Source organism: Peteryoungia wuzhouensis (genome assembly GCF_003205195.1).
Taxonomy (GTDB): Bacteria; Pseudomonadota; Alphaproteobacteria; order Rhizobiales; family Rhizobiaceae; genus Allorhizobium; species Allorhizobium wuzhouense.
This window is the reverse complement of record NZ_QJRY01000010.1, coordinates 87,160-99,681: the sequence shown is the minus strand read 5'-3', so window position 1 is coordinate 99,681 and position 12,522 is coordinate 87,160. Positions and strand designations below refer to the sequence as shown.

9 protein-coding genes are annotated in these 12,522 nt (G+C 60.5%); 4 read left to right on the top strand and 5 right to left on the bottom strand.

The genetic code is table 11. From position 1 onward, the window contains the following. Nucleotides 1-36 precede the first annotated feature (36 nt). On the bottom strand, nucleotides 37-1,050 hold the full coding sequence (gene tauA, locus DMY87_RS22055) for a taurine ABC transporter substrate-binding protein (protein ID WP_110793788.1): 1,014 nt from the start codon (nucleotides 1,048-1,050) through the stop codon (nucleotides 37-39). A gap of 673 nt (nucleotides 1,051-1,723) precedes the next feature. After that, nucleotides 1,724-2,623 carry a LysR family transcriptional regulator gene (locus DMY87_RS22050; RefSeq protein ID WP_110793787.1) on the bottom strand — a complete coding sequence of 300 codons (900 nt, stop codon included), beginning with the start codon at nucleotides 2,621-2,623 and terminating at the stop codon, nucleotides 1,724-1,726. 100 nt (nucleotides 2,624-2,723) lie between these two features. Here DMY87_RS22050 and DMY87_RS22045 point away from each other — a divergent pair, with 100 nt between their 5' ends. Genes DMY87_RS22045 through DMY87_RS22030 form a run of 4 tightly spaced genes read left to right on the top strand, consistent with a single transcriptional unit; the run spans nucleotide 2,724 to nucleotide 6,869 of the window. Next, nucleotides 2,724-3,827, top strand: a complete 1,104-nt coding sequence (locus DMY87_RS22045; RefSeq protein ID WP_110793786.1) for a 4-oxalomesaconate tautomerase — start codon at nucleotides 2,724-2,726, stop codon at nucleotides 3,825-3,827. 31 nt (nucleotides 3,828-3,858) lie between these two features. Further along, nucleotides 3,859-4,839, top strand: a complete 981-nt coding sequence (locus DMY87_RS22040; protein WP_110793785.1) for a Bug family tripartite tricarboxylate transporter substrate binding protein — start codon at nucleotides 3,859-3,861, stop codon at nucleotides 4,837-4,839. A gap of 1 nt (nucleotide 4,840) precedes the next feature. Continuing rightward, on the top strand, nucleotides 4,841-5,362 hold the full coding sequence (locus DMY87_RS22035) for a tripartite tricarboxylate transporter TctB family protein (protein ID WP_110793784.1): 522 nt from the start codon (nucleotides 4,841-4,843) through the stop codon (nucleotides 5,360-5,362). 1 nt (nucleotide 5,363) lies between these two features. Further along, nucleotides 5,364-6,869 (top strand): tripartite tricarboxylate transporter permease, encoded by a 1,506-nt coding sequence (locus DMY87_RS22030; RefSeq protein ID WP_110793783.1) that lies wholly within the window; start codon nucleotides 5,364-5,366, stop codon nucleotides 6,867-6,869. A gap of 199 nt (nucleotides 6,870-7,068) precedes the next feature. On the opposite strand, the gene DMY87_RS22025 is transcribed toward DMY87_RS22030, so the two are convergent. From DMY87_RS22025 to DMY87_RS22015, 3 genes are all read right to left on the bottom strand, one after another. Continuing rightward, a complete protein-coding gene (locus tag DMY87_RS22025; protein ID WP_110793782.1) occupies nucleotides 7,069-10,260 on the bottom strand; it encodes an efflux RND transporter permease subunit in 3,192 nt (1,063 codons plus the stop codon). A 125-nt stretch (nucleotides 10,261-10,385) separates the two neighbouring features. Beyond that, nucleotides 10,386-11,579: an efflux RND transporter periplasmic adaptor subunit gene (locus tag DMY87_RS22020; RefSeq protein ID WP_110793781.1), complete on the bottom strand. Its 1,194-nt coding sequence runs from the start codon at nucleotides 11,577-11,579 to the stop codon at nucleotides 10,386-10,388. A gap of 50 nt (nucleotides 11,580-11,629) precedes the next feature. Then, a complete protein-coding gene (locus DMY87_RS22015; RefSeq protein ID WP_110793780.1) occupies nucleotides 11,630-12,427 on the bottom strand; it encodes an alpha/beta hydrolase fold domain-containing protein in 798 nt (265 codons plus the stop codon). Between the last annotated feature and the right edge of the window lie 95 nt (nucleotides 12,428-12,522).

The following is a 12,522-nucleotide window of genomic DNA, read 5'->3' as shown; positions in this document are numbered from 1 at the left end:
GAACCGGCGTGATCGAGCTTGTCATGCGTCTGTCGGTTACTGTGTGGCCTTCAGGGCGTCGGGCGTAACGAAGGCGGCATAGCTCGGCAGGACGTCGGAAATTTTGCCCTGGTCCTTCAGGAACTGCGATGTGTCCTTGAGGATCTTGGCCGCACCCGAATTCTCACCACCGCCGAGCCAGGCGTCCGACGCCTGGACGTCCGGGGTCAGCAGGTTGAGGTTGTTGAGTGCTGCTGCCTGCTGTTCCGGCGTGCCGCCGAGCAGGGTGGAGAGCGCCTTGGCATTCTCGCTTTCAGGACCCCAGGCTGCCTCGTTGCTGGCAAAGGAGGTGTAGTACTTGTTGATGACCGAGGAGAACTTGGTCAGGAAGTCGGGATTTTCATCAGCGAACGAGCCGGTCGCGACCCAGGCGGTGAAGGTCGGTGCGCCCTTTTCCGCGACTTCCTTGGCGGTGATCAGCGCCTTGCCGTTCTTCTTCAGTTCGGTCAGTGCCGGATCCCAGACGAAGCCGCCATCAATGTCGCCACGGTTGTAGGCGGCAACAATTTCGGGCTGCGGGATCGCTAGAACCTGAACGTCCTTTTCCGTCAGGCCGAGCGACTTGATCAGCTGGAGAAGCTGGTAGTGGTCGGTGGAAACAGGGGCGGCTGCGAGCTTCTTGCCCTTGAGGTCGTTGAGCGTTTCAATGCCGGAGCCGTTGCGGACCACCAGCGCTTCGTCGATGCCCGAGATCGAGGACAGGTAGAAGGCGCGGACATCGAGGCCGCGCGAGGTGGCGGAGGCGAAGGGGCTGGAGCCGACATAACCGACCTGAACGTCGCCAGAGGCGATGGCCGCGAAGATCTCGGCACCCGAGTTGAAGCGACGGAAGTCGATTTCATAGCCGGTAGCCGTGGCGAATTCGCCGTTTGCAATGGCAACCGAGGATGGCAGCGCGTCCGTCTGATACGCCACGACGACCTTCTTGTCGGCAGCCTGCACCACAAGCGCCGAGGCCGCCACGCCGATGGTTGCTGCAATGGCAGCGGCAAACAATGTCTTGATCGTCATCTCATAACCTTCTGGCAAAGCGCCATTTCTTTAGGGTTGCTCGGATGACGAAAGCATAGGTGACGGGGTGAGAATTGGCAGGAATGCCGATCTATAGAATTCTGTCGCATGACAAATTCTTCTAGAAATCCATAAAAACTATGGAAAAATGCCGTGGCGCTTTTTCCTCCTGTCCGTTAAGGTGGTGTCTCTGTCCTCAATCGGTGTTGGGCGGGACCGCGCAGATTGCGCTACGCCACACTGCATCGGACTTACACCTGTGACCGTGGGCGGCCTGTCTCATCATCGGTTCAATGATAGCTCTTGTTCCACGACGTGTTCGTTCACCAAGCAGAAAGCATAGCTTACCCCGATTCCGGTCTGCCGTGGTTTGCTATAGCAGAGGCATTGGTACGAACTCATCCAGAGGCACCTATTTTACAGGTCTCCGTGCAATCAGGTCCCCATAACCAACGAAACTTGAATCTGCTGCCACTTAAGTCGTTTCATCGAAAGCTCCTCCGAATAAGAGTCGACGAGCTTCTTGCGTTTATGCTCCGTGTCTCGACCAGGATCGGCGCATATGCACCTGCATCACGCCGCCTGCCTTCGCTCTTGCGCACGGAAAGTCCTGCCTTCTGACGTTTAACTTCGCGAAAGCGCGCCCGCTGAAGAACAGACTTGTCCATTGGCGTCAGCAATCCGTCCATTCCTGGATCAGCATCTCGCGAAAACGGATTGCGGCCGGCGATAGGCGGCCGCCACGGCGTTCGACGAGGCCGATCGTGCGGCTCACCAGGGGGCCTGTCAGCGGCACTGTGGCAATCACCGGGTGCTCCACCTGCGGTGTGGCGAGCTTCGGCATCACTGATATGCCAAGTCCGGCCTCCACCAGACCAAGAGAAGTCGAGAGATGGTTGACCTCATAGAACCAGTTGAGTTGCACCTGGGCGGTGGTCAGCGCCCGGTCCAGGACGGCGCGATTGCCGCTGGTCTTGCTGACGCCAATCAGCGGATGTCCGGCGAGATCTGCCCAGGTGAGCGATTTCGCGGTGGCGAGCGGGTGGTCGCGGCGGCATGCCAGGACGAACGGGTCTTCGATCAGTGGGGTGAAATTCAGATCTGCGCGGGCGGCACCAGTGATGTTGATGCCGAACTCGACCTCGCCGTTCGCCACCGCATCGAGCCCCTCGTTTGCTGACAGATCGAGAATGCGGAACCGAATTCCCGGGAATTTCTCGTTGAAAGACTGCACAACCCTGGGAAGAAAGTAAAACGCCGCTGTCGGGACTGATGCGATGGTCACCTGCGCGCGGTGACGTCCGCCAAGATCGCTGATCGAAAGGATGGAATCCTCGAATTCGTCCACAAGGCGGCGCACAAGGGGTAAAAGTTCGCGTCCGACCTGCGTCGGCGCGACATGCCGTGTCGTCCGCTCGATGAGCTGTGTACCCACCGCCTCTTCCAGCCCCTTGATGCGTCTTGAAAGCGCAGGTTGTGATAGATTGAGCTGTCGGGCGGCTTCGTTGAACGAGCCGAGGTCAAGCACGGCGAGAAATGCCTTGAGGTCAAGAAATTCGAAATTATTCCGCATAGTGGAATAATCGCGCAATTCTTTGCATTTCACAACTGATTTGTGACGTGACAACTCTCCTCTCGCGGTTGGCCAAGACCGGCCTGGAGGAAGATACGGAATGAACGATTTGATCAGGATACCCTGCGTAATGATGCGCGGGGGAACGTCGAAGGGCCCCTTTTTTCTGTCCCGCGATCTTCCGGTGGATGCGGTGGAACGCGATCGTCTTCTGCTGGAGATCATGGGCTCTGGCCACCCGTTGCAGATCGACGGGATCGGCGGCGGCAATCCTCTGAGCAGCAAGGTCGCGATCGTGGGTCCGCCGTCCCGTCCGGATGCCGACGTGGATTATCTGTTCGCGCAGGTGAAGGTCCTGGAAATGACCGTCGACACGGCGCCGAACTGCGGCAACATGCTCTCGGCCGTGGCTCCATTCGCGATCGAGGCGGGGCTCGTTTCGGCTGAAATGGGGGAGACCCTTATCCGGGTTCATAATGTCAACACAGGCAAGATCATCGATGCGCGGGTGCGCACGCCAGAGGGCAGGATGGTCTATCAGGGCGAAGCGCAGATCGACGGTGTTCCCGGTACTGCAGCGCCCGTTTACCTCGCTTTCCGCAATGCCATCGGCGCCAAGACGGGCAAGCTCTTGCCGACTGGCAACGCCGTAGACAGCGTGCTGGGTGTCGATGCGACCCTCGTAGACGGCGCGACGCCACTGGTGGTGCTGCGCGCCTCGGATTTTGGTCTTACCGGGTCCGAACCGGCCGCCGTTCTCGATCAAAACAGTGATTTCATGACGAGGCTCGAAAGTATCAGACGGGAAGCGGGCCGCATGATGGGCCTTGGCGATGTGAGCCAGTCCGTCCTGCCAAAGCCGCTCCTGATCGGCGCCCCGCGGGGTGAGGGCGACCTTGCCGTCCGCTACTTCACGCCTGCGAGCTGCCACACGGCACTCGCGACCACAGGCGCGGTCAGCCTCGGACTTGCCGCCACCATCCCGACGAGCCTCGTCGGGCAGCACTTTCCCAACATGACCTTGCCGATATCTCTGGCTTGGGAGCATCCGACTGGCCTTCTGCGCATCCGCATAGAGAAAGCCCAGGGAGACAACAGTCCAACGGTCTCTGTGATGAGAACCAGCCGACGGCTGTTTGAAGGTGCGGCGCTTGTCCGCAAACGCGATCCGATGGGGGTAGACCATCGCGTCGTTTCGAAGTGAATGCCATACTTGACTCGGGAGGAGATCAGAAATGCCTATCACAATCACACGCCGCCTCGTGCTTTCTCTGTGCAGCACGGCCCTTGCACTATCCGTAGCAGGACCCGGCCTGGCCCAGGACGCCTATCCATCCAAACCGATCACGCTGGTCGTATCCTATGCCGCCGGCGGCGGGACCGATGCAATCGCACGCGTCTTTGCCGCTCGCCTCGAAAAGGCGCTTGACGGCCGCGTCATCGTCGAGAACCGGCCAGGTGCGGCGGCCAATATCGGCACGGAGGTGACCGCCTCCGCCGACCCGGACGGCTATACGCTCCTCATCGGAAACCAGGGACCGATGGTGGTAAACCCCCACATCTTCAATCTGAAGGCAGATCCGGCAGAAGCGCTCGACCCGATCGCCATGATCGCTGATGCTTCTCTCGTCGTCGTCGTCGGTCCGCGTCTTCAGGTCAATTCGCTCGGCGAACTGATCGAAGCCGCAAAAACCAAGGAACTGGTATACGGTTCCGCCGGAAATGCGTCGGCCAGCCATCTCGGGGCCCTTTTGCTCGGCCAGACGGCCGGCATCAAGGTCAAGCATGTTCCCTATAAGGGAGCGGGCCCAGCCGTGAACGACCTCGTTGGCGGCCACATCGATTTCATGGTCACCACGATCCCCTCCGCCGTCGGCCTCATCGAAAGCGGCACGCTGAAGGCGCTTGCTGTGACCGGCGACAAGCGGTTCGAAACGCTGCCTGATGTTCCGACTGCGATCGAGGCCGGGCTTGCTGGCTATACAGCGTCCGCCTGGTATGGCCTTGTCGGTCCCAAGGGCATGCCGGCTGAGGTCAAGGCAAAGCTCGAAGCGGCAACCGCAGAGACGCTCGGCGATGCCGAGGTACTTGGCAAGCTGAAGAATGACGGCGCTGTCCCATCCAGCATGGGTGCTCAGGCCTTTGCCGATTTTATGGCCAAGGAGCGCACCCGTTGGGGTGAGGTGGTGAAGGCCGCCGGCATCAAGGTCGAATAACATGCAGGACATCTCGACACACACTGACCTGCCAGCCAAAAACGGCTGGCAGGGGCGGGAAAGGATTGCCGGGCTTGTCCTTCTGGCTCTCGGCGGCCTTGGCCTGTGGGGTGGGGCTGACCTGCCCTTCATGACCAGCGATGGCGTCGGATCAGGCCTTATGCCCCGTGTCCTCTCGCTCATGATCGTCGGGCTCGGAATTGTCCAGGTCGCTCTCAGCATCAAGGATCCTGGTCCGTCGACGGGTCACTGGGCAATACGGGAGACCATTCCCGTGGTCCTCGGCGTCATCCTGTTCGCCATCACGATCCGTGGTTATCACCTCGGTCCAGTCGCCATCCCGAGCCTCGGGATGGCGGTGGCCTGCCCGCTGGCGATCATCGCCTCTGGCCTTGCCGCCCGCGATTCCCGCCTTCCCGAGCTGCTCGTTTTCTCCGCCGTGCTGACGGCCTTCTGCATAGGGCTGTTCCGCTATGCGCTCGGCCTTTCGGTTCCCGTTGCGCCCTGGTTGCTAGGATACTGAGATGTTCGACGTTTTTACAAACCTGGGCCTCGGCCTTTCCGTCGCGCTGACGCTCAACAATGTGGCGCTGTGCTTCATCGGGTGTTTGATCGGTACTCTGGTCGGCGTGCTGCCCGGGGTTGGCCCGGTGGCAACGATCGCGATCCTTCTACCGGTGACCCTGTCACTCGATCCGACCGGCTCCCTCATCATGCTCGCCGGTATCTATTACGGTGCGCAATACGGTGGCTCAACGACTGCAATCCTGGTCAACATTCCCGGAGAAGCAACCGCTGTCGTGACCGCGATCGACGGTCACAAGATGGCGCAAAAGGGCCAGGCGGGCCTTGCACTTGGCCTCGCCGCCATCGGTTCCTTCATCGCCGGAACTATTGCCACCATTGTAATTGCCGCTCTCGGCGTCCCGATGACCCGAATGGGACTGCTCTTCGGTCCGGCGGAGTATTTCTCGCTGATGATCATGGGCCTCGTCTTTGCCGTCGTCTTGGCGCGCGGTTCACTGGTCAAGGCGATTGCGATGATCGTCGTCGGCATCCTGCTGTCGTGTGTCGGGGCAGATATGGAGACGGGGCGCGAGCGCCTGACCTTTGATCTCGGCATGCTGCACGACGGCATCGAATTTGTGGTCCTTGCCATGGGGATCTTCGGCTTCGGCGAGATCTTCAAGAACCTGGCAGATCCGGAAACGCGGGATGTCGTGAGGAACCAGATCGGTCGGCTCTGGCCGACACTCGGTGAACTGCGCGAAAATCTCGCCCCCATCATGCGCGGCACGGTCCTTGGCTCCGTGCTGGGCGTTTTGCCGGGCAACGGCGCAATTCTTGGCCCCTTTGCCAGTTATGCCGTCGAGAAGCGTCTTTCCAAGCGGCCGCAGGATTTCGGCCACGGGGCACCGGCCGCAGTCGCCGGTCCGGAAAGCGCCAACAATGCCGGCGCGCAGACCTCCTTCATACCGCTGCTCACCCTCGGCCTGCCGCCCAATGCGGTAATGGCGCTGATGGTCGGTGCGATGATGATCCAGGGCATCGTCCCGGGTCCGCAGGTGATCGAGCGCAATCCGGAACTCTTCTGGGGCCTGGTTGCCTCGATGTGGATCGGCAACCTGATGCTTGTCATCATCAACCTGCCACTGATTGGCCTCTGGGTGAAGCTGTTGCGTGTTCCCTATCGCCTGCTCTTCCCCGCCATCGTCTGCTTCTGCTGCATTGGCCTGTACTCGATCGCAAACGATGCTGCCCAGGTGATGATGGCCGCCTTCTTCGGCTTCATCGGCTATGCACTGTACAAGCTCGACTTTGAAGCCGCGCCGCTTGCACTTGGCTTCGTGCTCGGACGGTTGCTCGAAGAGAAGCTTCGCCAGTCGCTGATCATCTCGGATGGCAATCCGCTGGCCTTTGTCCAGTCGCCGCTTTCCGCCACCCTTCTGGCAGTCGGCATGATGGCCCTGATCGTTGCCGTTTCACCCTCCATGAGACGCGGCCGCGAGGATGTCTTCAAGGACGCATGACGTAAATGACCGCAGCGGGCCGAATGGTCCGCTGCGGTCTTCATCGACGTGGTGATGGTGCGACGACAAACGAACGGCTTCGCAACATCTTTACCGTCACAAAAGCAAGAACGAAAAACCATCCGCACCCTGTGCTGTCTGCGCCGGCTCTGATCTTGTCTGTCCTTTGGGGCGCCCCATCAGTCAGTCGTTTCTCAGTCTAGAGACGAGCATCAGGCGCTACCGGCTGTAGAGCAGGCATCGCGTCGTGCTGCACAAGTGGGCGGTTGCCCGCCAACCTTCTCAGCACGACGTAGAAAACCGGTGTCATGAAGATGCCGAAGAACGTCACCCCGATCATGCCGGAAAATACGGCCAGGCCCATGGCCGCACGCATCTCCGATCCGGCCCCCGTCGACAGAACGAGCGGAACCACGCCCATGATGAAGGCCATCGATGTCATCAGGATGGGGCGCAGGCGCAGACGACTTGCCTCAATGGCCGCCTGAACCGGGGTTCGTCCCTCGAATTCGAGTTCGCGGGCGAACTCCACGATCAGGATGGCATTTTTCGCCGAGAGCCCGACAAGGACGACAAGACCGATCTGGGTGAAGATGTTGTTGTCGCCGCCTGTCCACCAGACTCCGGCAAGAGCTGCCAACACGCCCATCGGGACAATCATGATGATCGCTATCGGCAGCGTCAGGCTCTCATACTGGGCAGCCAGCACGAGAAAGACGAGCAACAGCGCGAGCGGAAAGACCACGATGGTCGAATTGCCGGCCAGGATCTGCTGGTAGGTCAGGTCCGTCCATTCGTAAGCGATGCCAGTTGGCAGCGTTTCCGCCGCGATCCGGTCAATCGCGGCCTGGGCCTGGCCGGACGAGAAGCCGGGCGCTGGGCCGCCATTGATATCTGCGGCGAGAAAGCCATTGTAGCGCGTCGTGCGTTCTGGCCCGGTCGTCCCGTCCACCTTGAGTAAGGCGGAAAGCGGGATCATTTCCCCCGTCCGTGAACGAACCTGCAACTGGCCGATATCCTCCGGCTTGGCGCGGAAGGCAGAATCGGCCTGGACACGCACGCTGTAGGTCCGACCAAACGAGTTGAAGTCGTTCACATAGAGCGAGCCCAGATAGATCTGCAGCGTCTCGAAGACGTCAGTCACGCTGACGCCCAGTTGCTGTGCCCGAGATCTGTCGAGATCGGCATAGAGCTGCGGCACGTTCACCTGGAAGCTCGAAAAGAGCCCGGCGAGTTCCGGTGTCTGATAGGCCTTTCCGAGGAAGGCTTTTGTCGCTTCATCGAGTGCGGCATAACCAAGGCCTGCCCGATCTTCCAGTTGAAGCTTGAAGCCGCCTGTCGACCCCAACCCGTTGACCGGCGGTGGCGGAAACATCGCGATGAAGGCGTCCTGGATCCCGGCGAACTTCTGGTTCAGCTGCATGGCGATCGCGCCGCCGGACAGTTCCGGCGTGGTGCGCTCCTCGAAGTCGTCCAGTACGGCAAACACGATCCCGGAATTCGAACCGATGGTGAAGCCATTGATGGACAGTCCGGGGAAGGCGATGGCATGGGCAACGCCCGGCTGCTCCATGGCGATCGCGCTCATCCGCTTGATGACGGACTCGGTGCGGTCGAGCGTGGCACCGTCAGGCAGCTGTGCAAAGCCGATCAGATATTGTTTGTCCTGCGCCGGCACGAAGCCGCCGGGCACGGCATTGAATACCGCATATGTCGCGCCGACGAGCAGCAGATACACACCGACGACCAGCGACTTGCGCGAGACGAGCCCCCCGACGCTGCGGCCGTAACCGCGCGAGGCGGCGCCGAAGAATCGGTTGAAACCACGAAAGAACCAGCCGAACAGCCCGTCCATCACGCGTGTCAGCCAATCCTTCGGAGCGTCGTGCCCCTTGAGAAGAAGTGCAGCAAGTGCCGGCGACAAGGTCAGTGAATTGATCGCCGAAATCACGGTCGAGATTGCGATGGTCAGTGCAAACTGCCGGTAGAACTGGCCAGAAAGTCCGCTGATGAAGGCGAGTGGCACGAAGACCGCGACCAGGACCAGGGCAATGGCGATAATAGGGCCCGACACCTCGCGCATGGCCTGGTAGGTCGCCTCACGGGGACTGAGCCCCTTCTCGATGTTGCGCTCGACGTTTTCGACAACGACAATCGCGTCATCGACCACGATGCCGATTGCGAGCACCAGACCAAAGAGGGTGAGCGCATTGATGGAAAAGCCAAAGGCATACATCACTGCGAAGGTACCGATGATCGACACAGGCACGGCGAGCAGCGGGATGATCGAAGCGCGCCATGTCTGCAGGAAGACGATGACCACGAGTACGACCAGCGCGATGGCCTCAAGCAGGGTGTCTACAACCTTTTCGATCGACGCACGGACGAACTTGGTCGTGTCATAGACGATCTCGTATTTGACGCCTTCCGGCATGGCCAGCTGCAACTGGTCCATCGTGGCATGGACATTGTCAGCGATCTCGATTGCGTTGGATCCAGGCGCCTGTAGCACGGCCACAGCGACGGCCGGTTGACCATCGAGCAGCGAGCGGAGCGTGTAGTCCGCCGCCCCCATTTCGATACGGGCAACATCCCGGAGACGGGTGATTTCGCCCTGTGTCCCGGTCTTCACAATGATATTGCCGAATTCCTCAGGCGTCCGAAGCCGCCCCTGCGCATTGACGTTGAGCTGCAGGCTGACATCGCCAGGCGTCGGAGACGCACCGATAATCCCGGCGGCGGCCTGCACATTCTGTTCCCGGATGGCATTGGTGATGTCGCTGGCGGCAAGCCCATGTTGAGCCGCTTTCTGCGGATCGATCCACACCCGCATGGCATAGTCGCCGGCGCCAAACACCTGCACCTGACCCACGCCTTCGATGCGGGTCAGCCGGTCCTTGATGTTGAGCGTCGCGTAGTTTCGCAGATAGGTCACGTCATAGCGGTCGGTGGTCGAGACCAGGTTCACCACCATGATGAAGTCCGGCGAACTCTTGACGGTGGTCACCCCGATCGCCCGCACTTCCGCAGGCAGGCGTGGCTCGGCCTGGGATACGCGGTTTTGGACCAGTTGCTGTGCCTTGTCCGGATCCGTGCCAAGCTTAAAGGTCACGGTCAGCGTCAGAACGCCGTCAGACGTCGCCTGGCTGTTCATGTAGAGCATGTCCTCGACACCGTTGATCTGCTCCTCAAGCGGCGTCGCCACTGTTTCGGAGATGACCACCGGGTTCGCGCCGGGATAGACGGCACGCACGACGATCGAAGGCGGCACGACCTCCGGATATTCGGAGATCGGCAAGGCGCGCATGCCGATCAAGCCTGCGACGACGATCAGGATCGACAGCACACCGGCAAACACCGGGCGGTCGACGAAAAAGCGGGAAATATTCATGTCAGCACCCTCTCCGGGATGAAAAACAGGACAGACGGGCTCATCCGGCGGGCGGGTGCGCACCGAGACGGTTCTTGTGATGAAGGGGAGACGCGGTGTGCCGTGGCACGCCGCGTCGGGATCATTTATTTGGCGATGGCAACATCGTCTGTTTTCTGCGGATCGACCAACGCGCCGGGGGCGATGCGCTGCAGGCCATTGACGACCACGCGTTCGCCGGCTTCCAGACCGCTTTCGACGATGCGTCCACCCTCGGAGATGCTCCCGACCACGATGGGTCGATAGGCCACCTTGTTGTCATCGCCGACGACGAAGACGAATTTCTTGTCCTGGTCGGTGCCGATGGCGCGCTCGCTGACGAGGATCTTGTTCGCAGCACGAGGCTGCCCCAGACGCACACGAACGAATTGGCCAGGCATCAGCCGCCCCCCCGGATTGTCGAACACCGCGCGCACGGCAACCGTACCGCTGGCGAGTTCCACCTCGTTCGAGATCAGTTGAAGTGTGCCTTTGATCGGTGTGCCCTGATCGGTAAGCGTTCCCATTTCCACTGGTATCTGTTCGATCGGCGGCAGTGCATCTCCGGAGCTGGGCAATTCTGCCAGTGCCTTGGCAACCGTCTCTTCACTGACACTGAACGCAGCATAGATCGGATCGACTGATACCAGGGTCGTCAGCGCAGGGGATGTCGAACCGGCGGCGACGAGGTTGCCCACAGTCATCTCCACCTTGCCAACTCGACCGGAGACCGGTGCACGGACATTGGTGTAGTCCAGCTCAAGCTGAGCGGCCCGCAACGCAGCTTCGGCGGTCGTCACCGCAGCCTGGGCTTCCGCCAGCGCGTTGCTGCGCTGGTCAAACTCGCTCTTCGAGATGCTGTTGCCGGCCGACAGCTTCCGCCCTCGCTCGAATTCCGTCGACGCGAGCTGAAGTCTGGCCTGTGCCGACGCGCGTTGGCCCTGTGCTCGGGTCACGGCTGCCTTGAAGGGTTCCGCATCGATCGTGAACAGAAGATCGCCTGCCTTGACCAGTGCGCCCTCGCGAAAATGGACGCCCTTAATTGCACCCGCAACGCGAGAGCGGATCTGCACACGTTCGATCGCTTCCAGCCGGCCGGAAAACTCCTCCCAGGAGCGGATCTCGCGATTTTTCAGCACGGCGACTGTGACCGGAATCGCGGAAGGTGGGGCCGCCGCTGTATCCGTTTCGGCCGCTGCGATCGTGCCCGGCAGTTGATAAACGAGCGCTGCGACAGAAATGGACGCAGCAAGTCCCAGGCCGGTGCCCATCAGGGCCCAGCGCTTCCATGTCGATGTCATGGTTATACTCCTTGATGCCCGATCAAAGGGCTAGTGATGTGTTCCCAAAATCATTGAACGCGCAGGTCCCGGATGAAATCCGAGAAATAGCGGCAAATGCTGTCCTCGTAGGATGGTGCTTGGTCCACCGCCCCACCATAGATCGAAGGCCAACCTGTTCCGGCGGCAAGGAGATGGCTGCGAACCATCACGCCCGACCGCTGTAGGCAATCCGCATAGGCCAGCGCTTCGTCGGCGAGAGGATCGTCCTTCGCCGACACGATGAGTGCAGGAGCCATTCCCGACAGGCGCGAGCATAGCCGAGGCGCGGCATACGGGTGGCACACGCCGCCGCTCAGATAGTGGTTCCACCCCTCAGACCAGCGCTGCCGCATACCGATCCCATCGGCCATCTGAAAGGACGCTGTCCCCATAAAGGGATCCAGAAGCGGAGAGAACAGCACCTGTCCATCCAGTTCCTCGGCAAAGTGATCGCGTGCCTTCAGCGCGACGCCGGCCGCGACACTCCCTCCCGATTCCTCACCACCAACGAAGAGCTGCGATTTTCTGTCGCCAAGCCCTGCGCGCTTCTTGGCGAGGTAGGAGAAGATCGAAAATCCAACTTCGAGTGGATGGGGAAAGACACCGCCCAACGGCCCGTTGTAATCAGGGACGACAACAATGGCACCTGTTTGGGCAATGCATCTTGCAACGGGGCATTCCTGCAGACCCGACTGCCGAAATGCACCACCATGAAAGTAGAGAACGACGGGCGGCCCCTTGGCGTAATCTGCACCTTGGTAGACACGCGCCGAAACGGGGCCGATGGCCACCTTTTCGAGCACCATATCTTTTGTTTCGACCGTCATCTCGCCACCTGATTCTCCCGAACCATCGAGAGACACAGAAATCTCTATCATTGATCGACAGTTGATGAGAAGTATGACAATGTGAGCTTCACTGT